23 protein-coding genes and 3 pseudogenes are annotated in these 23,181 nt (G+C 56.8%); 15 read left to right on the top strand and 11 right to left on the bottom strand.

Annotated features, from left to right (window positions below):
• Nucleotides 1-31: 31 nt before the first annotated feature.
• From AC1RJ3_RS12575 to AC1RJ3_RS12565, 3 genes are read left to right on the top strand one after another with little or no spacing between them, the layout of a single operon-like run.
• Nucleotides 32-1,018: an ABC transporter substrate-binding protein gene (locus AC1RJ3_RS12575; RefSeq protein WP_103320502.1), complete on the top strand. Its 987-nt coding sequence runs from the start codon at nucleotides 32-34 to the stop codon at nucleotides 1,016-1,018.
• A gap of 9 nt (nucleotides 1,019-1,027) precedes the next feature.
• Complete coding sequence (locus AC1RJ3_RS12570; protein ID WP_054595672.1) at nucleotides 1,028-1,831, top strand: ABC transporter permease; 804 nt, start codon at nucleotides 1,028-1,030, stop codon at nucleotides 1,829-1,831.
• Entirely contained in the window at nucleotides 1,819-2,655 is an 837-nt protein-coding gene (locus tag AC1RJ3_RS12565) for an ABC transporter ATP-binding protein (protein ID WP_493079201.1), read from the top strand. The genes AC1RJ3_RS12570 and AC1RJ3_RS12565 overlap by 13 nt, the downstream gene beginning before the upstream one ends.
• A 245-nt stretch (nucleotides 2,656-2,900) precedes the next feature.
• On the opposite strand, the gene AC1RJ3_RS12560 is transcribed toward AC1RJ3_RS12565, so the two are convergent.
• The gene (locus tag AC1RJ3_RS12560) at nucleotides 2,901-4,220 is read right to left on the bottom strand and encodes a sensor histidine kinase (RefSeq protein WP_493079199.1); all 1,320 of its coding nucleotides are present in this window, start codon (nucleotides 4,218-4,220) and stop codon (nucleotides 2,901-2,903) included.
• Nucleotides 4,205-4,888 carry a response regulator transcription factor gene (locus AC1RJ3_RS12555; RefSeq protein WP_347928932.1) on the bottom strand — a complete coding sequence of 228 codons (684 nt, stop codon included), beginning with the start codon at nucleotides 4,886-4,888 and terminating at the stop codon, nucleotides 4,205-4,207. Before AC1RJ3_RS12555 ends, AC1RJ3_RS12560 begins: the two co-directional genes overlap by 16 nt.
• Before the next feature lie 129 nt (nucleotides 4,889-5,017).
• Between AC1RJ3_RS12555 and AC1RJ3_RS12550 the strand changes: the two genes are divergently transcribed.
• The 3 genes from AC1RJ3_RS12550 to AC1RJ3_RS12540 all read left to right on the top strand — a co-directional run bounded on the left by AC1RJ3_RS12550 (nucleotide 5,018) and on the right by AC1RJ3_RS12540 (nucleotide 6,634).
• Nucleotides 5,018-5,278, top strand: coding sequence for a hypothetical protein (locus AC1RJ3_RS12550; RefSeq protein WP_054595675.1), 261 nt, complete (start codon nucleotides 5,018-5,020; stop codon nucleotides 5,276-5,278).
• A 161-nt stretch (nucleotides 5,279-5,439) separates the two neighbouring features.
• Nucleotides 5,440-5,940, top strand: coding sequence for a methylated-DNA--[protein]-cysteine S-methyltransferase (locus AC1RJ3_RS12545; RefSeq protein ID WP_493079197.1), 501 nt, complete (start codon nucleotides 5,440-5,442; stop codon nucleotides 5,938-5,940).
• A 73-nt stretch (nucleotides 5,941-6,013) separates the two neighbouring features.
• Entirely contained in the window at nucleotides 6,014-6,634 is a 621-nt protein-coding gene (locus tag AC1RJ3_RS12540; RefSeq protein ID WP_493079195.1) for a hypothetical protein, read from the top strand.
• A gap of 94 nt (nucleotides 6,635-6,728) precedes the next feature.
• Here AC1RJ3_RS12540 and AC1RJ3_RS12535 read toward each other — a convergent pair whose 3' ends face one another.
• A complete protein-coding gene (locus AC1RJ3_RS12535) occupies nucleotides 6,729-7,271 on the bottom strand; it encodes a hypothetical protein (protein ID WP_493079193.1) in 543 nt (180 codons plus the stop codon).
• Between the two features lie 444 nt (nucleotides 7,272-7,715).
• Between AC1RJ3_RS12535 and AC1RJ3_RS12530 the strand changes: the two are divergent.
• Nucleotides 7,716-7,835: pseudogene (locus AC1RJ3_RS12530) on the top strand (DUF6124 family protein); the annotation flags it as partial.
• A 139-nt stretch (nucleotides 7,836-7,974) separates the two neighbouring features.
• Here the strand turns inward: AC1RJ3_RS12530 and AC1RJ3_RS12525 are convergent.
• The 3 genes from AC1RJ3_RS12525 to AC1RJ3_RS12515 all read right to left on the bottom strand — a co-directional run bounded on the left by AC1RJ3_RS12525 (nucleotide 7,975) and on the right by AC1RJ3_RS12515 (nucleotide 10,040).
• On the bottom strand, nucleotides 7,975-8,451 hold the full coding sequence (locus tag AC1RJ3_RS12525; RefSeq protein WP_493079191.1) for a GNAT family N-acetyltransferase: 477 nt from the start codon (nucleotides 8,449-8,451) through the stop codon (nucleotides 7,975-7,977).
• Between the two features lie 126 nt (nucleotides 8,452-8,577).
• On the bottom strand, nucleotides 8,578-9,366 hold the full coding sequence (locus AC1RJ3_RS12520; RefSeq protein ID WP_493079189.1) for a nucleotidyltransferase domain-containing protein: 789 nt from the start codon (nucleotides 9,364-9,366) through the stop codon (nucleotides 8,578-8,580).
• Nucleotides 9,367-9,482: 116 nt separating this feature from the next.
• Nucleotides 9,483-10,040, bottom strand: coding sequence for a hypothetical protein (locus tag AC1RJ3_RS12515; RefSeq protein WP_347928937.1), 558 nt, complete (start codon nucleotides 10,038-10,040; stop codon nucleotides 9,483-9,485).
• A 381-nt stretch (nucleotides 10,041-10,421) separates the two neighbouring features.
• Here AC1RJ3_RS12515 and AC1RJ3_RS12510 point away from each other — a divergent pair, with 381 nt between their 5' ends.
• Nucleotides 10,422-10,793 carry a DUF6124 family protein gene (locus AC1RJ3_RS12510; protein ID WP_347928938.1) on the top strand — a complete coding sequence of 124 codons (372 nt, stop codon included), beginning with the start codon at nucleotides 10,422-10,424 and terminating at the stop codon, nucleotides 10,791-10,793.
• Between the two features lie 318 nt (nucleotides 10,794-11,111).
• On the opposite strand, the pseudogene AC1RJ3_RS12505 reads toward AC1RJ3_RS12510, so the two are convergent.
• Nucleotides 11,112-11,366: pseudogene (locus AC1RJ3_RS12505) on the bottom strand (transposase); the annotation flags it as partial.
• On the opposite strand from AC1RJ3_RS12505, the pseudogene AC1RJ3_RS12500 reads away from it, so the two are divergent.
• A pseudogene (locus tag AC1RJ3_RS12500) lies at nucleotides 11,362-11,508 on the top strand (methylated-DNA--[protein]-cysteine S-methyltransferase); the annotation flags it as partial. The pseudogenes AC1RJ3_RS12505 and AC1RJ3_RS12500 sit on opposite strands and share 5 nt — an antisense overlap.
• A 61-nt stretch (nucleotides 11,509-11,569) precedes the next feature.
• Here AC1RJ3_RS12500 and AC1RJ3_RS12495 read toward each other — a convergent pair.
• From AC1RJ3_RS12495 to AC1RJ3_RS12480, 4 genes are all read right to left on the bottom strand, one after another.
• On the bottom strand, nucleotides 11,570-12,928 hold the full coding sequence (locus tag AC1RJ3_RS12495) for an OprD family outer membrane porin (RefSeq protein ID WP_493079186.1): 1,359 nt from the start codon (nucleotides 12,926-12,928) through the stop codon (nucleotides 11,570-11,572).
• Between the two features lie 62 nt (nucleotides 12,929-12,990).
• Nucleotides 12,991-14,337, bottom strand: a complete 1,347-nt coding sequence (locus tag AC1RJ3_RS12490) for a citrate-proton symporter (RefSeq protein WP_347928940.1) — start codon at nucleotides 14,335-14,337, stop codon at nucleotides 12,991-12,993.
• 83 nt (nucleotides 14,338-14,420) lie between these two features.
• Nucleotides 14,421-15,809 carry an amidase gene (locus tag AC1RJ3_RS12485; protein ID WP_493079184.1) on the bottom strand — a complete coding sequence of 463 codons (1,389 nt, stop codon included), beginning with the start codon at nucleotides 15,807-15,809 and terminating at the stop codon, nucleotides 14,421-14,423.
• A 156-nt stretch (nucleotides 15,810-15,965) separates the two neighbouring features.
• The gene (locus AC1RJ3_RS12480; protein ID WP_054595681.1) at nucleotides 15,966-16,853 is read right to left on the bottom strand and encodes a LysR family transcriptional regulator; all 888 of its coding nucleotides are present in this window, start codon (nucleotides 16,851-16,853) and stop codon (nucleotides 15,966-15,968) included.
• 135 nt (nucleotides 16,854-16,988) lie between these two features.
• Between AC1RJ3_RS12480 and AC1RJ3_RS12475 the strand changes: the two genes are divergently transcribed.
• From AC1RJ3_RS12475 to AC1RJ3_RS12450, 6 genes are read left to right on the top strand one after another with little or no spacing between them, the layout of a single operon-like run.
• Nucleotides 16,989-18,530 carry an AMP-binding protein gene (locus tag AC1RJ3_RS12475; RefSeq protein ID WP_493079182.1) on the top strand — a complete coding sequence of 514 codons (1,542 nt, stop codon included), beginning with the start codon at nucleotides 16,989-16,991 and terminating at the stop codon, nucleotides 18,528-18,530.
• Nucleotides 18,517-18,777 carry an acyl carrier protein gene (locus tag AC1RJ3_RS12470; RefSeq protein ID WP_347928943.1) on the top strand — a complete coding sequence of 87 codons (261 nt, stop codon included), beginning with the start codon at nucleotides 18,517-18,519 and terminating at the stop codon, nucleotides 18,775-18,777. The genes AC1RJ3_RS12475 and AC1RJ3_RS12470 overlap by 14 nt, the downstream gene beginning before the upstream one ends.
• Before the next feature lie 29 nt (nucleotides 18,778-18,806).
• Nucleotides 18,807-19,934 carry an acyl-CoA dehydrogenase family protein gene (locus tag AC1RJ3_RS12465; protein ID WP_493079180.1) on the top strand — a complete coding sequence of 376 codons (1,128 nt, stop codon included), beginning with the start codon at nucleotides 18,807-18,809 and terminating at the stop codon, nucleotides 19,932-19,934.
• 44 nt (nucleotides 19,935-19,978) lie between these two features.
• The gene (locus AC1RJ3_RS12460; protein WP_493079178.1) at nucleotides 19,979-21,160 is read left to right on the top strand and encodes an acyl-CoA dehydrogenase family protein; all 1,182 of its coding nucleotides are present in this window, start codon (nucleotides 19,979-19,981) and stop codon (nucleotides 21,158-21,160) included.
• Nucleotides 21,161-21,166: 6 nt separating this feature from the next.
• Nucleotides 21,167-22,369, top strand: coding sequence for an MFS transporter (locus tag AC1RJ3_RS12455; RefSeq protein WP_493079176.1), 1,203 nt, complete (start codon nucleotides 21,167-21,169; stop codon nucleotides 22,367-22,369).
• Entirely contained in the window at nucleotides 22,366-23,163 is a 798-nt protein-coding gene (locus tag AC1RJ3_RS12450) for an alpha/beta fold hydrolase (protein ID WP_102667285.1), read from the top strand. The genes AC1RJ3_RS12455 and AC1RJ3_RS12450 overlap by 4 nt, the downstream gene beginning before the upstream one ends.
• The last annotated feature ends 18 nt before the right edge of the window (nucleotides 23,164-23,181 follow it).

The raw sequence follows: 23,181 nt of genomic DNA, 5'->3' as shown, positions 1-23,181 counted from the left end.
AAAACTAAATCAACAGCTGTGGGAGTGCTCCATGATCAAGTCCTTGCTAACCCGTTTCGCTCAACCACTCGCGATCACCGCCATCGCTGCCGGGGTCGCCACCAGCGCCCAGGCCGGCACCCTGTCCATCGGCCACACCACGTGGGTCGGTTACGGCACCCTCTACCTCGCCCAGGACCTGGGCTACTTCAAGGAGAACGGCCTGAGCGTCGAACTGCCGGTGGTAGAAGAAGCCTCGATGTACATGGCCGCCCAGGCTTCGGGCCAGTTGTCCGGCTCGGCCTCGACCATCGATGAAGTGCTCAAGTATCGCCCGCAATTCTGCTTCAAAGCGGTAGCGGCTCTGGATGACAGCCATGGTGGCGACGGTGTGTTGGTGGGCAAGGACGTCATGAGCCTGCAAGAGCTCAAAGGCAAAGCCGTGGCGGTGAACGAGGGCTCGACCTCGCAGTTCTGGCTCTCCTACCTGCTGAAAAAGAATGGCATGAAAATGAGCGACATCACCGTGCAGAACATGACTGCCGACGATGCCGCCACCGCGTTCATCGCCGGTCGCGTACCGGCCGCCGTGACCTGGGAACCCCATCTGTCGATGGTCCGCGACAAGAAGCAAGGCAAAGTGCTGATCGACAGCAGCACCACCCCTGGCGTGATCGTCGACGTGGTCGCGCTCAACTGCAACGTCATCGAGAAACAACCGGAAGACGTAAAAGCCCTGGTCGCCGGTTTGTATAAAGCGGTGAAGTACACCCAGGAGCATCCGGACGAAGCTTACGCAATCATGGCCAAAGGCGTCGGCGGATACCTCGCCGATCCGAAGGAACTGGCCGCGGCCGCCAAAGGCGTGCGCTTCTACGATCAGGCCATGAGCGAAAAACTCCTTGGCTCGCCGGGCAAACCGGGTGACAGCGCAGCGCTGATCAAAATCGCCAATGAAACCGCCAGCGAACTGCAAGGCAAACCCTACAACGTCAGCCACGACGAACTGGTCGACAACCGCTTCGTCAGCCCGCTGTAGGAGGTGGCCATGTTCAAGCGAAATTCATGGTTGAGCCGCTGCATCACGCCCAAGACCGGCTTGCCGGTCAAGGTGATCTGGAGCGCCAGCGGCCTGGCCTGGGTGCTGCTGGTCGGCCTCTGGGCCGGGTTGTCGTACGGCGGCGTGGTGCCGGGCATGTTCCTGCCGACACCCGGCGCGGTACTCGATGCCGCCGTGCGCCTGGCGCGCGACGGCACACTTGGGGTCCACGTTTGGGCAAGCCTGGAAGTGGTGATGGTCGGCTTCATCGTCTCGTCGCTGGTGGCGGTGCCGTTGGGGTTGCTGATGGGCAGTTTCCGCATCGTCCAGGCGTTCCTCGAACCGATGGTCAACTTCATCCGCTACCTGCCGGTGACCTCCTTTGTGCCGCTGTTCATCCTGTGGATCGGCATCGGTCTGGAGCAGCGGGTCTCGGTGATCATTTTCGGCGTGTTCTTCCAGCAACTGGTGATGATCGCCGATGTCTCCAAAGGCATCTCCAAGGACCTGATCAACGCCTCGTACACCCTCGGTTCCAATCGCCGCGATGCGGTGCTGCATGTGATCGCTCCGGCCTCGTTGCCGGGTGTGCTCGACACCTTGCGCGTCACCATGGGCTGGGCCTGGACGTACCTGGTGGTCGCCGAACTGGTGGCCGCTTCCAGTGGTCTCGGCTACCTGAGCCTCAAAGCCATGCGCGGCTTTCAGGTGGATGTGATCTTTCTGGCGATCGCGATCATCGGCCTGTTGGGCCTGATCACCGATCAACTGTTCCGTTTTCTTCGACTGAGGATCGCCGCATGGGCTCAGTAACCGCCGCCAATCATCGTTTCACCACACCCACTGCAGCGCCGGTGCACGCCGCGCCACGGCTGCAAGTGGACAAGGTCAGCCTGCGTTACCAGAAGCCTGATGGCGGGATTTTTACGGCGCTGGAAAAGGTTTCGTTCGAAGTGCCGGACCAGCAATTCGCGGTGCTGGTCGGGCCCTCGGGCTGCGGAAAATCCAGCCTGCTGTACCTGACGGCAGGCCTGGCCGAACCCACCGAAGGCGAGATCTACGTCGGCGGCCGGCACGTCGAAGGCCCGGGCGCGGATCGCGGCATGGTCTTCCAGAGCTACACGCTGTTCCCCTGGCTGACCGTGCGGCAAAACGTCGAGTTTGGCCTCAAGCGTCGCGGCATGCCGGCGGCCCAGCGCAAGGAAATTGTCGACTACTACGTCAACGAAGTCGGCCTGACCGGCTTCGCCGACAACTACGCCAAGCAACTCTCCGGCGGCATGATGCAGCGCGTGGCCATCGCCCGGGCTTTGGCCAACGACCCGCAAATCCTGCTGATGGACGAACCCTTCGGCGCCATCGACAGCCAGACCCGTCTGCAAATGCAGCAACTGCTGCTACGGGTCTGGGGCAACAGCAAGAAGACCGTGCTGTTCGTCACCCACGACATCGACGAAGCGATTCTGCTCGGCGACCGGGTCTATGTGATGGGCGCGAGACCTGGGCGGATCAAACAGATTCTCGACGTGCCGATCGAGCGTCCACGCACGCTGGACATGGTCATGGAGCGCTCGTTCATCGAGATGAAGCGAGAGATCTTCGGGTTGCTGCATGACGAGTTGGAGGAGGCGCATTAATCGCAGTGCTGCATCAGACACAAAACCCGTGGCGAGGGAGCTTGCTCCCGCTCGCCTGCGAAGCAGGCGCAAAACCTGCTGACGGGGTTTGCCTGGCAACACGTTTGGGGGGCGCTCTGCGCCCCAGCGGGAGCAAGCTCCCTCGCCACAAATCGCCACGCATTCCGCCATCAAATTCATCGAGATGAAGCGCGAAATCTTTGGCTTGCTGCATGACGAGTTGGAGGAGGCGTGTTGACAAGGACTCAGGCGTCCGTTGTCTCCGGGAGCGGCTCCGGTGCCTGAGCTGAGAAGTTCAGGGTAACCGTGAAGCGGTTCTTTTCGGGCGCGACCTCGATGTGCCAGCCCAGTTTTGCGCAGAGCTGGTGCATCAGTTCGAGCCCGAGGCCGTAACCGAAATCGGTAGATTCCTGATGCAGCGGGGTGTCGCGTATCCGGTTGACGATGCGCAGTTGCAGCTGTTCGAAGGTGATTTCGACGCTGCCATCGTCGGCATATTGCAAGGCGTTGCGCAGGAAGTTACCCACCACGATGCGGCACGCGGTCAGGGGCAGACGGCAAGGCTCGTCGCTGATGCGCAGGATCAATTCGATATCGCGTTTGCCGATCAGGTAGCGATGTTCCTTGATCAGTTCATTGAGCAACTGGCGCATGTCGAGCGGTTCTTCGCGAAGCGCTTCCGGGCTCTCGCGGCTCATCCACAACAACGTCTCGGCAATCCGCTGCATGTTCAGCACCGAGCGCTCGATCCGCTGCAAGGGCGGGGGCAGTTCGCCGCCGGACTGCACGGCGAGCAATTCGACATTGGCCTTGAGCACCGCCAGCGGTGTACGCAGTTCATGGCTGGTGTAGCGCAGCAGACGCTCTTCACGCAGGCTCGCGGCTTTAACCTGTTGCACGCTGTGGGCCAGTGAATCGGCCAGCACGTTGAACTCGCGAAAGATGAAATGCGGCCGGCCATTCGGCGCCGCGCCGACGCATTCCAGGCGGGTCGACCACTGCGTCAGCCGGCCGAGCGGCCGGACCACCCACCACACCAGCAGGGCGATGATGACCAGCGCGGGAATAAACACTGCCAGACCGATCATGCTGATCATCGCCAACTCGTGTTCCAGGTAGGCATCGGACAACGGCGTCTCAACCACGCCACCTGCTTCATGGTCGTGGTCGGTGCCGTACATATACAGCGTTTTACCGTCGTACAACGGGTGGATCAGGATGGCCGTACCGTCATCCTCGTCGTCGGATTCCATGTCACTGAAGAACTGCACGGCGCCGAAGACCAATGTCGGCGTGGTGTCGAGCAGGTCGCGGATGTTCTTCGGCAAGGCCTCCTTGCCGATAGCACTCTTGACGAAGTAGTTATCGGGTGGCGGGGTCGTCGGGTCCTGCTGGTAATGCCGGGCAAAGTATTGCGCTTCCTCTTCCATCATCGCGCTGGCGGTAAACAGGAACCCGCGCATGGTGTACACCGGCAGCAGCTGGTTATAGATGATCAGCACCACGGCAATGATCAACAGCAGACTGCCACTGATCACCCACTTCAGGCTCAGGCCTTTGCGCATGTCGCCCCCAACTGAACGCCGATACCGGGCAACGTCTGGATCAACGCCACATCGAAGTCTTTGTCGACCGCCTTGCGCAGACGGTGCATGTGCACCTTGAGCGTGTTGCTGTCCGGCAGTTCGTCGCCCCAGATCGCTGCTTCCAGGCGTTCGCGGTTGACCGGCACGGGGCTGGCGCGCATCAGGCATTCGAGCAACGTCCAGCCGGTCGGTGACAGGTGCAGCTCCTGACCGTTGCGACTGACCTTGCGCGTTGAAAGGTCCATGATCAGGTCCGCAACTTGCAGCCGGCTGGCCTGGCCACTGCGGCGCAGGCTCAGGGCGCGGATCCGCGCAACCAGTTCCGGCAGTTCGAACGGCTTGACCAGATAGTCGTCGGCCCCGACCGAGAAACTGGCGAGTTTGTCGGCCAGGGCATCCAGCGAGGTGAGCATCAGGATCGGCGTCTGATTGCCCTGTTCGCGCAGCTTTTTACACAGCTGTTGACCGTCCAGGCGCGGCAGCATGATGTCCAGCAAGATCACGTCATAGTGCTGAGCAAGTGCCAGGTTCAAACCCATTTGCCCATCACTGGCGTGGTCGCAGACGATCCCGGTGATTTCCAGGTATTCGATGACAGTGTTCGCCAGGTCGATGTTGTCTTCGACCAACAACAGATGAATATGCACGCACAGACCCACGGTTTTTTACTGGTGGGTCAGAGGATAGCGGAGTTGCGATTCTTCGCGACAATGTTCACCTGACGTTAACCCGCTGGTCCCTATTGTGGCGGCGTGTTTCAACAACAGGACCTCGACATGCAACCCGCAGGCTCGGAAAAGGAAAGCGACCACTACACCGCACAGTTTGTTTTATGCTTGCTGCTGGTGCTGAGCATCGCCATTGGCATGGCCATCTACATCTCCCAACTGAATGCCTGGATCGACAAGAGAAGAGCCTATTCAACCCCCCACTCGTTTGAGTGCGGCAGAGGGCAGGGCGTTTTCATCATCGACCCCAACGGCAAACGCCGTGATTGCTACTTTGTTGAAGAGACTGAGGACGCTGAAGATCAATAGCGCCAAATGCCGGTGGTATCAGCCCGTGAAATTCAATCGCAAGAAACGTAGTTCTTGCGTTTGAACCCACAATTACTCTGAATACGTCCTCTGACACAGATGAACGATCGCCTTCAGCGTCCGGCGACGTCTGAAGCTACTGTCGGATCAAGGAGTCAACCATGTCGTACGTATTCAAACTGATGAAATCCCCCGTCGGCACCCTCACCCTGGTCGCCAAAGGCAGCAAGCTCTGCGCAATCCTCTGGGAGAACGACAAACCCGACCGCGTTCGCCTTGGCCCGTTGCACGAAGATATCCACAGCCCGGTGTTGCTGGAAGCTGAGCACCAGCTCAATCAGTACTTTGCGGGTGAGCGGGATTGCTTTGAGCTGGAGCTTGATTTTGCTGGCACCGATTTTCAGCAGAAGGTTTGGCAGGCGCTGCTGACGATACCGTTTGGGGAGACGCGCAGTTATAGCCAGATTGCGGTGCAGATTGGTAACCCGAAAGCGGTTCGGGCGGTGGGGGCGGCTAACGGGAAAAATCCGATTTCGATTGTTGCGCCGTGCCATCGGGTGATTGGGGCTTCGGGGAGTTTGACCGGGTTTGCGGGTGGGTTGGGGGTGAAGCAGTTTTTGCTTACGTTGGAGGGGAAGGAGACGTTGCAGTTGGTGTTTTGACGTGTTGTGGGGCTGCGGCCGATTATCGCGGGGCGACGTGGCTAACTGAATATCTCAAGGAATGAGGAGGGTTATGAATTTTTTCAGTCGTATCAAGACCTTTGTAAGGCGAGACCCCAAGGAACAAGTTGTCGGGTATTCCATAGCAGAGCTCAAGTCGGTTTTTACTGAGCCTTTGTTGCACACGATCCACACTCAGTCTGGCCAGCTGAGGGCGGTGTCTTTGGAGGATGTGGGTGTTCCAGCTTATTACGCTTCGCTCTTGATCGATGGATGCGACGTTCATGCGTTTTGGGTGCTCGTGGAATCCAACTTCAAGTTTAAAAACGAGGAAGTGTTCGACGGTCTCCCTGTTAAACGGTATGAGAAAGCTCAAAAAAGTGAGAGCTTGATTTTTTCTGTATCCACTAGAGAATTCAACTCCGTCACTATACGGTTGGTTACGAACAGCACTGATTTTCTGAAGGCTATTCATCGTGAGACGCTTGCCGTACCTCCACCCTGGGTAGCCTTTGAGGGGTATAACTCATTATGGTGGGGTGGAAATATGCAAGGCGCTCAGGGTTACTACAATGACAACTACTTCTTCCCGTTTTTCACAAGTTTAAGCGAAACAGAAAGGCTTGCTTATTACGCAAGGCACAACGCCACGGATGAATGGATAAGCAGTATAGAGTTGATGTGCGACGAGTGACGCTAGCAACTGAGTTTAAAGGGGGCGGGGATAGACCACGTTTTGCTAGAATCCATAATCGTGGTCTGTTCCCGTATTAAGAAGGTTTGTCCATTCAGTTGTGATGCACTTTCGAACCGGTTGGGAGGTTGTAGACAGCCCAGCTAATCCGACTACCACAATTTGCATAGCTTTCATCTGGAAACAGAGCTTTAACACGCCAGTAGCGCGCAGGCTCGCGTTTTCGAACATGCAAGTAGTTAGTGATCGATACAGCGCTATCTATTATTACTCCCATGAGTTCATAGATGACCCATGACTTTTCATCATTCGGCGATAGTGTCCATTCAAGATTTAATCTGAATGTTCTGCGTTCCACGTTGCCGGTGTTTCCCCATCCGGCAAGATTAAAATCCATACTGATGAGAGTGGTTGGATCATTCAAGTCAGGGAGCCAGAAGTGAGGTGAAGTAAATTCCGCTTTATGACCTTCAAACGGAGAGTTTGTAGTCCTAAGAAATATTACCTCCCGACTGCTCAGTTGCTCGCCGGACGGCATATATGTTGCGGCACCATCGTCGCGACCTACGATGCGCCGCTCATCATTCGTTGATGAGGAATCGTCAGCCGAAAAAGAAATCGCTTCACTGTAATTCATAGTAGGTACCTAGATATGCTTATATGGTTTGCCAAGTCTTGAATAGTACTCCCCAGACTGAACGGGAGTTATTGCAACTAAATGTCACGAGGTGGGTCGGTGACGTATAAACATACTGGGGAGGTAGAGGTAGAATAGATACTGTCAGAAATAACAGGTTGCTGTGCCAATTTTGAGTAAGTAATGTTTTTTATATTCCAAAAAATCTAACCGGCCCTTAGAAGTCGATCTACTTTCTGCTTTCCCGGAATATCTGGTTCTGTTCTAGGAGGTGACTACAGAAAATTCGATTTCGGAAGAATTTTCCGACAGCTTTTCAAGGTTGCCGGGTGGGAAGACATGTGGATAACCTCCGGGTGTCGCTGCCAATTCAGCGACCGGGTTTAGCGACCTGAACAGGTATAGGTGATACAGCCCCCAAAAACTTTGTTTAGGAGCTTCACCATGCACAAGGTCACTCCCGATTCCGTAGAAACCCCAGGCACTTCCCCTTACGCCTCCACCGATTCCAAAAAACTCCACGCCGCCGCCGAGCGGGCGCTGGATCATTACCTCAAGCCGCCGTTTGTTGAGGCGCCGCTGTCCATAAGGGAAAAAGGGGACGGATTTATTTGCCATTGGTGGGGGGGCATTGGGCTAACCTTTGGCCAAAAAAATAAATCTGTCCCCTATCCCCTATCCCCTGTCCCCTATTTTTTGCGTATTACGGGCTAACGGCATTACTGTTGGCGCGGACATAGTAATTATCAAACTCGCCGCTCTCGACAAATACGAAGCCATGTCGAGTGTAGAAACGATTTGAAGCGCTTTCCTTGAGTGCGCCAACCTTAATAGGAAGCCCGATTTCATCAGCCTCTCTGAAAATCCGAGTGAGAACTTCAGAGCCTATTCCTAATCCTTGAGCGCCGGGTATGACATACAAGTGGTCAAGTAGCAGCTCGCTCAGATGGTTTTTTATGACGACAAAACCGACCAGATCACCTGATACCACTATGCGGCGTGTGCTGTTAACGTCGAACCCACTAAGAAATCGTTCACGCGCACGATTAGGATCAAATCGCCCGAGCCGCTCAAGGCTTTCGCGCATAGCCTCAATCCGAATGGCTACCAGATCCTCCAAGTCACTATTTGAAGCTGCGCATAAAACGACAGCGGTTTTTTGATCAGAGGAAGCTGGCATAACGAGCACTCTAAATATGGCCAGTGAGTGATTATGGAGAACAGAAGTCGCATAACCAGTTCTATCAATGGGACAGACCACATTTTACTCAATCTCATGTTCGTGGTCGGTCCCTGTATTTTTGCGTCATCCCCACGTTTCTTTCAGTACAGAGCGAAACAGTTCGGAAAGTAATGGCTCAACCTCTTTGCGTTCGCTACGGTTCGGCTTGATGGCCTCGAGTCGATGCAGTTCACGCTCAATGAATTGCTGGATGGGCATGATCTGGGGCGATAGCCCCATCTCGGGAGACGTGCGTTTTATTGCAAGCAAGTCATCGATGGCCTGCTGGAGTCCGGGCTCGTCTTCGATGACTCCGCGCAGCTTGTCAAACTCGATGGGGGCGGGCTTATGAAACTGTTCCAGCCACCGCACCGATAACAAGGGGCGCAGTACGTAAAAATACTTTTTCAGCGGTACTTGAGGGGTCTGCAAATACCCCCTGTAGTTGGTTTTGGCCATGCTGCGATAATGGTAGATGCCACTTTCGACCGAGTACACCAGCGGCAGCAACTCCTTGGCCCGCTCGTGAAAGGATCCTGAGTGTTCGTAAACGATGGTGGACTGCAGCCACTCCACAAAACCTGGATTGGACTTCCAGAATAGCCTCAACGCCTTGCGCAGATCCCAGCCATTGATGTCCATGTCGTCAACGATCGGATACTCGATGACGTCGCGTTGTTCCTCAAGGCCGACAGACAAATACCACTCAGGTTTATTGACGTAGATGAAGCGTGCGTCGTAGTCGCTATTCGGAGAGGCAAATCCCCAGGCGCGACTGCCTGATTCAACGGCTAAAAGCACCTTCACGTCGTGCTCGTTCTCGGCACGGCGAAGGCGGCCTCGAACTTCTTCCTGAACAGCGATAGAAACCATGACCCAACTCTAATCAGATGATATTTAAAAAAGGCGGACGAATTTATTTATTGCTAAGGTGATCTGGCCGCTTAATAAATCTATCCCTCTCTGTCTTTTCACATTTCCGCTAGCGACTAGCTCTTCTGATTTAACGCATTCAGATAGGCCGACTTCAGCGCGAGACGCAGGGTGTCCAGCGCATCAGGGTCAAGCTGAGCGAGATTCCGCCCCAATAATGATTGCCCTGGCCTGTCAATCTTGACGACGCCTGTTCCGATATATATCGCACCGTTGATATCAACCGACATTTCAACCTGACATGCCGAGTACTCGGGCTTGTTCCAGGTTTTTAGGAAGATTTGTTTGATTCCGATTTTTGCCTTGGTTTTGCCATCGGGACGCGACTCAAGCGCAGACATGATGAAATTTTCCAAGTCCCTCACTGGGACCATGGCGTAGCCTTCATACAGCGAGCCATTGTAATTAGCGGCGTGCCAAACGATTTTGCTCTGTTCAGTACAGTCGCTACAGCGTTCTATCCCCGATACGCCAGTAACTTCAACATCTGTGGTGGCGTTCCGGATTTCGGATAATCCTTGCTCTGTGCTGTACGAAGCAAAATGAAGTCTATTTGTAGTGCAGCCAGCAACTAAGATCATGGTTGCCAAAAGCGCATATCGAATCATGAGCATTCTGCAGCATTTCCCTCTGACGGATCGGTCGAACGCGGAAAAATTGCGGTTGCAACTCTTTAGCTCTCTGAGCCTGCGGTAATGCTGCTCAAGGTTATTTGGTCGTTTGTAATCGTACTTTTTGTCGAGGCCAATTGCCATCGCTCAAAGCTATTGGGAGCAGAACTATTTTCTGCTGTTCCCCAATACACCCGATTCAGTCCTAGGAGGCGGCTACAAAAATTCTACTTTGGGAGAATCTTCCGACAGTTTTTCAAGGTTGCCAGGTGGGAAGGCATGTGGATAACCTCCAGGTGTCGCTGCCAATTCAGCGGCCGGGTTTAGCGACCTGAACAGGTATAGGTGATACAGCCCCCAAAAACTTTGTTTAGGAGCTTCACCATGCACAAGGTCACTCCCGATTCCGTAGAAACCCCAGGCACTTCCCCTTACGCCTCCACCGATTCCAAAAAACTCCACGCCGCCGCCGCGCGGGCGCTGGATCATTACCTCAAGCCGCCGTTTGTTGAGGCGCCGCTGTCCGATAAGCGTCCTTCCAATATTTTTACGGTGATTCCTGATCTGGATAACGAGACGCTGTTGGCGCATGCCTCGGAAACGTTGGCGTCGCTGAATGTGATGGCCAGTGATTTGGCGTTTGAGCTGGAGGGCACACGTCGGCATGTGGCGTTGGCGATTCAGCAGATGATTTCGTTGGGGGAGTTGTTGGTGAATCGGGCGTTGGATAATTTTGATCAGCCGGAGGCGCCGTAGCAGCGCGTTGTCCGGATACCGGTTAGTTAAGCCGTTACACGATTTGTAGCAGCTGGCGAAGCCTGCGTTCGGCTGCGAAGCGGTCGTGAGTTCTGCCTCCACGGTTGACCTGAAAAAACGTGGTGTTTGATTTTACGACCGCTGCGCGGCCGAACGCAGCCTCGCAGGCTCGGCAGCTGCGGGGGAGTGTGCCGAGCCTGAAATCGCTTTTATGGAAAAAGGTGGAAAAAGGGGACGATTTATTGGCCATTGGTGGGGAGAGTGTCAGATTTTTTGTGTGCGGGCTGGTAGCGGCCTGCCGTCAGGCAGGCCTTAGTTTTACCAGGTCGGCCTGATAAATCGATCTCCGTACAGGATCGCAAATTGATTCATCGCACTCTTCCAGTCATGGGCCGGCTTGCCCCAGTTCGCGGTGATGTTGCGTAAGCCCAGCCAGATCAACTTCGTCGCAGCATCGTCAGTTGGGAAGTGACCTCGGGTCTTGATGATCTTGCGCAACTGAGCGTTGATACTCTCGATGGCGTTCGTTGTGTAGATCACTTTTCTTATGGCCGGGGGAAACACAAAGAATGGGAAAAATCCGATTTCGATTGTTGCGCCGTGCCATCGGGTGATTGGGGCTTCAGGGAGTTTGACCGGGTTTGCGGGTGGGTTGGGGGCGAAGCAGTTTTTGTTGAGTCTGGAGGGGAAGGAGACCTTGCAGTTGGCATTTTGATGGGCGAGATGTTGTTGTGGGGGCCGCAGTCGGTGGTCAGAACATATCGCTGAACTGCGCCTCAGAATAGGTTGATCGGCACGTTGGCGACGATGCGGAACTCGTCGTAACTGCCGTCAATCTGCCCGCCGCTGGCGAGGTGGTTGTAGACGATGGCGCGCAGCACCGAGTTTTTGAGTTTTCCGGACTGGATGATATAGCCCAGCATCAAACCGTTTTCGTTGTGTTTTGCGTCGTCCAGGCCGCGCACGTTGTAGCCGGTATTGCGGCCGTAGCGGTCGCCGTCGTAGTGGGTACCGTCGATGTCCCAGCCTTTGGCGTGCCACAGGCTGGCGGTGAGACCAGGGACTCCGTAGGTCGTGAAGTCCAGGTCGTAGCGCAGTTGCCAGGACTTTTCGTTGGGGCCGTTGTAGTCCGCGTATAACGAGTTGGCCATGTAGTTGCCAGTGGATTCCCACACATAGTCAAAGTACTCGTTGCCGAATATTTGCTGCCAGGCAAGCGTCAGGCTATGGGCCTGGTGAGTGGTGGTGAAGGCCAGGCTGGCGGCGTTGTTGTCGATGTAGCCGAGGTTCTTCTTGCCTGAATCACTGGTGTGGTAGTAGTTGAAGGCAGTCTTGAGGGCCAGATTATCCTGGTCGCCCATGCGGTGCGTAACGCCGACGTAGGTCTGGTCCCACATGTCTTCGAAACGCGAGGCGTAGACGCTGGCTTCCAGTCCATAACCCGGTTTGACCGTGGCCCCCAGGTAGCTGATGCGCGCGCCACTGTAGGCGCGGTTGCCGAAGGTGGTGGTCAGCTTTTCGGCGCCGGTGCCGGTGCGCGGAATCGCCCGTTCGAAGCTGCCGCCCTGTATCGACAGCCAGTCGAGTTCGTTGCTGAGCAGGCCCACGCCCTGGAAGCTGGAGGGCAGGGCGCGGTTGTCCTTGTAGCGCAGGATCGGATTGTCGGTCATTAGCCGGCCGGCCTTGAGCTCGGTGTTGGACAGGCGAACACGCACATCACCTATACCTAGGCGACTCCAGGTGGGAATCGCATCGCCATCGCCGTCTACCAGCACCCGGTCGCCGCCGTTGGCCACCTTTCCGTGGCCGCGCTCCAGGTTTACGGCACTGAAGATCCCTGCATCCATGCCGACGCCGATCAGGCCCTGGGTATAGCCGGAGCTGTACTTGAGCATGCTCGCCTGCACCCAGGTTTCGCGAATACGGGTGGGCTCGATGCCGCCGGGTTTCTTGATGCTCAGGTGAGTGGTGCGTTTGGTGTGCTGGTTGGAATAGTAGTGACGCAGGTTCAGGTCCAGGGTGCTGCCTTCCAGAAAACCTGGCGCGTTAACCTGGGCCTGCTCTTGGGGGAATGGCTGAGCGAAAGCCTGGGTGCCGGATGCCAAAGTGACGGCCAGCAAAAGACGTGGATACATGGTAAATCCCATACAAATCAGATGTAAGGCAACCGTCCCGGGAAGGCCCCGGGGCGCATTTATCAGCGGACCTGGGCTTCTGCAAGCAGGGTTTCGCGGGCGGGGCGTTCGGGCAGCGACGGACGCGTTTCCTTGGCGAACCAGGCGGCGGTCAGGCACACAAGGTTAGCGATCAGCAGGTACCAGACGGGCGACATCGGGTCACCGGTGGTGCCGATCAGCCAGGTAATGATGATCTGCGCCGTACCACCAAACGCTGCGACACCGAAGGCGTAGACGATGGAGAAACCGGTGGCGCGCACCGATTTCGGGAAGCTCTCCACCAGCAGCACGATCAACGCTGCGCCGCTCATGCCATGCAGGCCCGAGAGTACCGCCAGGGTCAGCAGGAAGGTCGCCGAGCTGGGGTGCTCGGTCATCAGTTGCAGGGCCGGGAACAGGATCAACAGCAACACCACTCGGGGCGTCATCAGGATCACCCGACGCCCAAAGCGGTCGCAGAGCATGCCCCCGGCCACCGCGCACACAGCCATGGCGGCGCCGGCCACCAGGGTCGAGAGCATGGCAATGCTGGTGGGCAGCTTCAATTCGGTGAGGGCGAAGGTGGTCATGTAGTTCAGGAAATACTGGGTGATGGTGCTGCCGGAAAGAATCAGCAGCCCCAACACCAGAGCGCGCCGGTGTTTGCCGACTATTTCCCGTACCAGATCGCCGGTGCGGGTTTGTTCGGTGTGGCCGTGGAAGGTTTCAGCAAGATTGCGACGGATGTAGATACCGATCGGCAACACCAGCAGACCGAACACGAACGGTACACGCCAGCCCCAACTATTGAGGTCTTCCGGGGACAGGACTTTTGTCAGGGTGAACCCCACCAGCCCGGCTACCATCGCGGCGACGCCTTGGGCAACCACTTGCCAGCAGGCGTAGGTGCCGCGTTTGTGGGGGGGCGCCGCTTCAAGGATGTAGGTAGTGGCGGGGCCGGCTTCACCGCCCCAGGCCAGGCCCTGGATCATGCGGGTGACCACCAGCAGGATCGGCGCGGCGATGCCGATGGTCTCGTAGCCGGGCAATATCGCGATGCTGCCGGTGCCCACAGCCATCATCACCAGGGTCAAAAGCATCGCCGGTTTGCGCCCGACGCGGTCGGCGTAGGCGCCGATCAGCACCGCACCCAGGGGCCGGACGATAAAGCCGGTGCCGAACGCGATGACCGATAGCATCAGGCTGACGAAGGCACTGTCGGACGGGAAAAACGTGTGGCCGATCATCACCGCAAACGTTGCGTATACACCGAAGTCGAAAAACTCCACGGCGTTACCCAGGACGACAGCGAAGATGCTTTTTTTGCCGGCGCCCGGCGTGGGTGTATCGCGTGCAGGATCGGGGCGAGTCAATGGTTGTACGGGCATTCCGTTGCCTTTCAGGTCGATAGCGCTCCGGCCGGGAAGGCCTGGAACAACAAGGTGGGAGGGGCGTTCTTGAGGGGCCGAATTCAGGCAGGATTCGGCCAGCAGTGGATTGCGCCACGCCAGTTTTCGTAGGTTTTGGCGATTTGCAGCAGCCACTGATCGGCAAAGCGCGGGGCGATCATCTGCAGCCCGATGGGCATGCCGTCGTCGGCGAAACCGCAATTGATCGACAGCGCCGGTTGTTCGCCCATGTTCCAGGGCACCGTGAACACGATGTGTTCGAACGGTTGCTGCGGGTCATTGCTCGGTGACGGCCAGTCGGCCGCAAAGGCGTTGATCTGGTTGGTGGGAGAGAGCACCAGGTCGAATGTGTCGAACAACTGCGCGGCGCGGCGGCGCATTTCGAAGGTCTGGTTGAAGCCCCGTACGGCTTCCACGCCGGTGATATCGGCGCCTGGGGCGGCCCAGTCGCGGATATACGGCAAGACTTTGTCGAATTGCTCGCTGCTCAAGGCCGACAGCTCAGCCCATTGGCGAGCGCGCCAGAACTGGTCGAGGCCGTCGAGCTGGGCGCGGTCCATGATCGGTGCAATCACTGTGACCTTGGCACCGTGGGCTTCGAACAGCCGCGCTGCTTGCTCCACGGCGTTACAGACGAAATCTTCAGGTGCGAGGCCGGTGCCGGGTTCGAGCATCAGGCCGACACGCAGGCCCTTTACCGACAGCGGCTGATTGCTCCATTGCGTGGTGAGCGGTGGCAGGCTGGTAGCGTCGCGCGAATCGGGGCGGGCCAGGTGTTGCATCAACAACACGCAATCATCGACCGTGCGGGTCATGGGGCCGGCCGTGCGGCCGGTGTAATACGGGTCGATGGGGATGCGCCCCAGTGTCGGCTTGAAGCCGACCAGCCCGCACCAGCCCGCAGGCAGCCGCACCGATCCGCCGATGTCAGTGCCGACGTGCAGAGGCCCGTAACCGGCAGCTGCAGCAGCGGCGGCCCCGGCACTCGATCCACCCGGGTTGTTGGCTGTGTTCCAGGGGTTGCGGGTGATGCCGTGGAAGCTGGAAAGGCCCGAAGAGAGCATGCCGAAATCCGGAACGGTGGTCTTGGCCAGGATGATTGCCCCGGCTTCACGCAAGCGCGCGGCGGGCGGTGCATCCTTCAGCGCCGGCGTCAGGCGGGTGGCGGCGCTACCCAGCGGGATGGGCTGGCCCTCGGTGGCGATCAGTTCCTTGAGGGTCACCGGCACACCGTCGAGGGCGCCGTTGGGTTGGCCTTTGTTCCAGCGTTCGGTGGAGGCCTGGGCCTGCTGACGCACTTGTTGCGGGTCGAAGGCGTAGAGCGCATTGATCTGCGGCTCCCAGCGGTCGATGTGGGTCAGGAGCTGGTCGTAATAGTCGATGGGAGTGAGTTGCCGGCTGGCGAATCGGGCCAGCAGTTCGGCGGCCGTAAGGGTGTGCAGGTCACTCATCATTCTCTTCCTTGGAATGGGCCGGCGGGTTGCAATGGGGGCGACTATATACACCCCGCCGTGCATCGGCCAACACCTGTTCAGCAAAAGCGGTGGGGCATTTCTGTTCAGACCTTTGTTTTTTGGCGCCGGGAGCGACGTCGAGGATTTGCCAGGTTATTGGCCAGCGTCGGTTGCCAACAGTTCAAGCCATTGCTGTGCCGCTACCGACAGCTGTGCGTTTTTGCGCCAGATTACGACGAGTTGCCACTGCAGTTCGGCGCATTCGAGCGGGACGATTTCCACACCGGGTGGGATATGGTGTTGAGCCAATAGCCTGGGTAATACCATCAGGCCTGCATTCGCGGCCACTAATGACAGGCAAAAGGCCAGGTTGTCGCTCTTGGCTGCCTGTAGGCGACTGACGTCCAGAGCAGGGCAACAGAGCTTGATGCGGTGATTGAGGATAGAGGCGCCCTGCAGCTGTACCCATGGGTGATGCGCCAAATCTGGCAGAGTCAGTCGATGGCGGCTGGCGAGTGGGTGGCGAGGCGGCAGGACGACAACGAGTGGCTCCTCACAAATCGGCAGCCAAGCCAGGTCGTCGCCCTCTGGTCGCAGACTGATAGCCAGCTCTATCTCGCCCTTGCGAACGGCCTCTTCCAGGGCTTGGCCTCCTTGTTCACACAATTGGAGTTCCACTTGGGGAAAGCGTCGCCGAAACTCGGTCAACACGACCGCTATATGATCGGTACTGCCTAAAGGGGGTAACCCCAGCCGAAGGACGCCGGTGACGAGGCTATTGAGCAGGTTTACGTCGGTCAGCATTTGCTTGCTGCGGTTCAGTAATCCTTTGGCATGGCGGAATACCACTTCACCCGACGGGGTCAAGCGTGACGGCACGCCTGGACGGCTGCGAACCAATAGCGTCGTACCCAGTTCTTCTTCGAGTAATTGAACGGCTTTGCTAAGTGCCGATTGGGTGACGTGAATAGTGTGGGATGCCCTCGAGAAGCTTCCATGCTCAGTCACTTCCACGAAATAGCGCAAGTTCTTCAGGTCCATCTTGTATTCCATTTCCGCATAGAGTTTATAAAAATTGTTCACTCACTCCGGTTGGAGAAATGCTTCTACTATCGCCCCGCCAAAAACGTCCGGATGCCAAGACGGGGAACATCAAATCAGTAGTAGAGGCCAACCTTGTTCAGTGATTGTATTCGGCTTGATCAGACGCTGGTTGAATCTGCACAGCGCTATCCACAGAGGCCCGCGCTACAAGCGGAAGATGCGTCATTCAGCTATCAACAACTGAACGAAACGGTTAATAAGTTATGCGAGTTGATGCGTGCGGAAGGCGTGCAGGCCGGTGATCGAGTAGGCATCTATATTGCGAAGAGCGCAGCCGCTGTTGTGGCTATTTATGCCGCATTAAGGCTGGGGGCATTAGTCGCTCCGATGGATGTCAAGGACCCCGCGGAACGGGGTGCACGGATGTTGGCCAACGCCGACCTGGATTTTTTATTGGCTACCCCTGCAAGCCAGGCAGCAGCCTCCAGGGTGGTTTCCATTCATGGTCAGTCTGGCGACGCTCGCGCAGTGGGCGATCTATGGCTGTTCCCCTTGCGAGGACAACCACGTCGACATGCCGGGTGCGAGGGTGGCTATGTTTTGTTTACATCAGGCAGTACCGGCGTGCCCAAGGGTGTATGCCTATCGCATGCCAACGTCCTGCATTTTGCTGCCTGGGCGGCACGCGCAATTGCTCTGGACTGTGAAGACCGTGTTGGATCACAAGCGGCACTCACCTTCGATCTGACGACCTTCGATCTGTTCTCGACCGCACTGGCCGGAGCCTGTCTTTGCCTGTTGCCAGACTACCTCAAGACTTTTCCTCGCGATGTGACGCGCTGGCTGGGTGAGCAGTGTATCTCAGTGTTCTACGCAGTACCCACCTTGTACCAGATGCTGCTACAGCAGGGCGGGATTGAGCAAGCGAGGCCGTCTGCACTACGCGCCGCGTTGTACGCGGGTGAACCGTTCCCGCCACAACTGCTTAAGCGCTATCTGACTGCATTCCCCGACTTGCCGTTCTACAACCTGTATGGGCCTACGGAAACCAATGTGTGCACCGCAGAACAGGTGAGCCTGCCGAGTATCGAGACGGTTTTGCCGTCGATCGGTTGGGCGATTGATGGAGTGGAAGTCGACATCATCGGTGACGACGGTCGCGCAGCGTCGGAGGGTGAGATTTTCGTTGCAGGGCCGACGGTATTCGCTGGTTATCTGGTTGATGGCATCTGTCGCGATGCCCGCCGTGCAGTGTACTTCCGCGATGGAGTGGAAAGGTTGGCCTATGGCACGGGGGATATCGGGTATCAGGCGGCGGATGGTCGCTTTCATCTGCAAGGTCGACGAGACCATCAGGTGAAGCGTCGCGGCCACCGCATTGATCTTCTGGACATAGAAAGTGCGGTATTGGCCTTGCCGGGTGTTGAAACTGCCGCCGTTGTAGCTCGCCATGGCACAGCGCCTGACTGTGAGATCTGGGTACACGTGGTGAGTGCAAGTACAGGGCGGGATGAGATTGTTCGCGGCTTGAGCGGAACATTACCGAAGAGGATGCAACCGGATGGAGTTCATATGGCGCGAAGGCTGCCAACGACTGCCAACGGCAAAATAGATCGACATGCTTTGAGCCTGTTGAGTTTAAACATGGAAGAGATAAGTCATGAAGAACATTGAAACGCTGTGCGCGCTGATTCATTCGAATCTGCTGACTCAATATCAAGGTGCAGACCTTAATGTGGTACCGGATACGGCGCTATTGGAGGAAGGCTGGCTGGACTCTCTCACGATCATATCCATTGTCGCCGACGTTGAGAAAAAGTTCGAAATAGCGTTCCCCGAAAACAAAGTTGTCGCGGCTTCATTTCGCACGCCGGCCGCACTATGGGCCGTCATTGAGGCCGCCCTGGTCGAGCTCGCTTGAGTCTGTGCCGATAACAGAGAGGGCGAGTGATGCTGTTCGCAGAAGAAGACAAGTTAGTTGAACAAGCGGTGCAGGAGAGTTGCATCCAGGGTCAGGCTTTGTTGCCTGAGCTGGAAGGCAAAACGTTCCGCGAGCAATGGTTGCTGGCAGCGGCGACAGGGCTGCTGCGCACCTCCAATAGCACCGTGACAAACAAGCTCGCGATGGTGGAAGGATTGGGCATGAGCGGTCTGAGTCCTGCCCTTTGCTATGCGCTGGCTTCACAGTTGTTCGGTATGCAATTGCCTATGCAGCCCTGGCTGAATGCCGAACAGCGCAAACAACTGGCAGGCCTGGAAACCGGAGAGACGCTGTTGTGTCACGCGCTGACTGAAGTGCAGGGCGGTAGTGATCCGAAGTCGATGGAAACCGTGGCTGAACGTCAGGCGGACGGTAGTTATCGGTTGACGGGCGAGAAGCGCTTCATTACCGCCGCCCCGGTAGCCGATCACGCTTTGGTGTTCGTTCGTACCGGCAAGGGCCGATCACCATTCGATTTATCAGTCGCACTGGTTGACCTGTCGGATGCGGGCGTAGTGCGCAGTGAGCCGCTGGACAAGACCGCGTTGCCCGGCGTACCGATGGGGGTGTTGACCTTTGACGGTGTGCGGTTGGAAGAGCACAGCCTGTTGGGAGGCGAGGGGGCGGGTTTCTCTGTAATGACCGCGACCACGACCTGGGAACGAGCGCTGCTGATGGGGTATGCACTAGGCCCCATGCACAGGATGCTGGATCAGACGGTGGAGTGGAGCCGGGAGCGAATTCACTTCGGTAGATCCATGAGCTCCAGTCACCTGGTGGCGGGGCATGTGGCCGACATGAGCATGTACCTTTACCGTTCGCGAAAACTGCTCTACGGCATTGCGCGGCGCATCGATGCCGGGGTGACGATTCGTCAATTGAGCGGTGAAGCCGCGATGGTAAAGATTTCGGTTTCTGAAGACTTTACGCGGCTGTCGCAGTTGGCAGCCCAGTTAGGTGGTGTGCGTTCTTACATCGCCGATTCCGGTCGGGCGATCGATCTCATCAGCCCATTGGCGTCAATGACCTATGCGGGGGCGAACGATCTGCTACGTATCAGCGTGGCGCGCCAGGCTGGTTTGCCAGTCGAGAACTGAGCGCTCGCTAGAGTTTTTGAATCATATACATAAGGTCAACGCATATGGCTTTGCCACATCAAATCGATGAAATTCTCACGTTGGTGGATCGCATCGGTACACGGCTGGTCGACTTGGCTCCGTTGGTAGATAACCAACAATCGGATAGTAGCGAGAGCTATCAACTGATCAAGGAGTCTGGTCTGTTGGGCTTGCTGATCCCTCGGGAGGCTGGGGGGGCGGGTCTGAATTATCTGGAATATAGCCAGGTTCTGGCGCGACTTGCCCAGTATGACGCGGCAACTGCGCTGGGATTCAATATGCACAATGTGGCGCTTGGCTCGTTATGTGAGTCGGCGGGGAAATCGCTGTCAGCGGCTGCGGATGCCTTTCGCTCCTGGGTATTTGGTGAGGTGATATCGCACAACAAGATGTTTGCATCTGCGACGTCAGAGCTGGGTAGTGGTGCGCGGTTGCGAGGTATCCAGACACATTACCGCCCGCATGAAGGCGGTTTCCTGCTCAATGGCAACAAGTCTTTCGTGTCGTTGGCAGGCGCTGCAGACTATATCGTAGTAACGGCAAAACCTGAGGGTAACGACAGCGACAGCGAAATCAGCCACTTCGTGGTCGGTCGCAATGACGAAGGTGTGCGTTACGGCCAAGTTTGGGACGGGTTTGCCATGAATGGTACCCAGACCGCCAGCATGACTTTTGAAAATGTACTTTTGACCCGCCAGCGTTTGTTTCTGGCAGTCGAAGGGATGTCTTTATTCAAGCTGGTACGTGAGCCTCATTGGATGATTTCCGGTTATACCGGTGTTTATCTTGGGATTGCTACCGCGTTGCTGCAACACATCACCGAGGCCGTGCGTTCCACGCCTTCCCAACTCGAATCCAGCGCGATCCATCAGGAAGTAGGCCGGCTATCGGCTGAGTTGCAAGCGGGTCGAGCGTTGCTGAATGAGGCCGGCACACTCATCGTGCAACGGCGCGGAACGATAGAGGCGAATGCCGCTGTGCATGCTGCCAAGTACTTCATCGGTGAGCTTGCGCCGAAGATGGCAATGGCGGCGGTCAAGATTTGTGGTGCGAGCACATTGAATCGTAGCCGACCGCTGGAACGATTCCTGCGCGAATCGTTCTTTTGCAGTGTTATGCCGGCCAAGCCAATGGACTGTCTGGAGTACTTAGGCAAGGCCCAACTGGGGGTTAATCTGTTCGATGCACGACAGATTAACTGGTAGTGACTCATGCGAGTCCCAACCCAATTCAGACGCGCCGCGTGGCTCAGCACTTATCTGTTGTTGGTGGTAATGATGGTGGGCACGTTGCCGACGCCGTTGTATCCGCTCTATGCCACGCAATTAGGCTTGTCTCCATTTGTGGTGACGTTGGTATTCGCGTCCTACGCACTCGCCATCCTGTTCAAATTGATGGTGTTTGGTCGATTGTCTGATTTGTTGGGCAGACGAGCAGTGCTGGGGCTCGGGCTCGGGCTGACATTTGCCAGTCTGTTGAGTTTTTTACTCTGGCCCACGTTAGCCGGTTTGTTCGTTGGGCGAATATTGTCCGGGATGGCAGTAGGGTTGATGGTGGGGGCCACGACTGCCTATCTGAGCGAGTTGCTGAGTAATCGGTCACTCGCGGCGCTGATCTCCAGCTTGAGCAACATGAGCGGTCTGGGGCTTGGGGCGTTACTGTCTGGCTGGGTGGCAGAGAGTGCCGCGCAGCCGCTCCATGCCAGTTATATCGCGCTGCTGTTCATGCTGTTGCCGGGTTTGCTGTTGCCATGGCTACCCGAAACAGTGATCCACGGAGGTACTCGCCCACCGTTGCGATTGCAGCGATTGAGGATACCGAGTGAGATGCGGCAAGCCTTTATGGCCGTGGCAATGTCGGTGTTGTGCGGCTTTAGCTTTCTTGGCTTGTTCGCCGCACTGGCTGGTCGTTTCCTCGCAGTTGGATTGCATCACAGTGGCCTTCTGTTGAGCGGAGGCATTGTCTTTTTGACTTTCTGCAGTGCTGCAATCGGCCAGTTGCTGGTGTTGCGATTGTCGCCCCGTCGAGTCGTTCCCGTTGGTGTCTGGCTGCTGCCCTTGGCTTTGGCCTGTGTCTGGCTGGCCTTTCATTTTGCATCCTTGTTCTTGTTCCTGGGGGGAGCGGTCTTGGGAGGGATGGGGGCGGGCATGGTGCTGCGCGCAGGTCTGGGACTGGTGACGATGTTGTCTCCTGCCGATCGTATTGCGGAGGTCAGTTCAGGCTTTTTCGTCGCGGCCTATTTGGGGTTGATTGTGCCCGTGGTCGGGGTGGGTTTGCTTTTGTCCGTATGGGATATGTCTTCAACCATTGGCCTGTTCGGCGCACTGGTGACGATATTGGTGATTTTCAGCAGCCGTGCGGTTTTGGGGCTTGGCCCCGCACCCGGTTTGCCTATCGCAGTAGGGGGTGAATGATGGCGACGATCTCGCTGAATGGCGGAGAAATTGATTATTTGCTGATCGACGGTGAGTCAGATCTTCCTCCGCTTGTACTGCTGCATGAGGGACTCGGTTGCATTGCGATGTGGCGACGTTTCCCTTATCGACTGGCAGCAATGACCGGACGCCGAGTGCTCACTTATAGCCGCTATGGTTACGGTCACTCGTCTCGAGCGGATTTGCCACGTCGTTCTGACTATATGCACGTGGAGGCGCAGCAGGTATTGCCTGAACTGCTGGAAAAACTGCAGCTTCGCAATCCAGTGCTGGTGGGGCATAGCGATGGCGCGTCTATCGCGCTGCTCCATGCGAGCAAATTCCCTGTTGCGGGGCTGGTGCTGTTTGCTCCACATGTTTTCGTCGAATCCATCACCTTGAGTGGCATCGACGCCGCGCGAAATTCGTTCCTGGCCGGGAACCTGGAACGACAACTCGCTCTGTTTCATCCCGATCCCAAAGCAGTCTTCGAGGGGTGGAGCAGTGTCTGGAGGTCCGATCATTTTCTTGACTGGAATATTGAGCAGTGCCTGGCCGATATCCGTTGCCCTGTCTTGTTGTTGCAGGGAGATCGGGACGAGTACGGAACGCTGGCGCAGCTGAGCGCGATTCAACGCAAGATACCCGCAGTGGTCACCCAGCATTGCCTGATCGATTGCGGACACTCGCCGCATCTTGATCAGACCGCCCACACACTTGATCTGATAGTCGAATTCTTTGACCAGATGACGGGCGTATCGCCCAGAGCCGAATTGGCGTCCGCGTCGATTTAAGAGGTCCTTCCTTCAACG

This window comes from Pseudomonas sp. GW822-FHT04C11 (assembly GCF_058800905.1).
The sequence above is the reverse complement of the archived record's forward strand: the minus strand, read 5'-3'. Positions and strand labels throughout refer to the sequence as shown.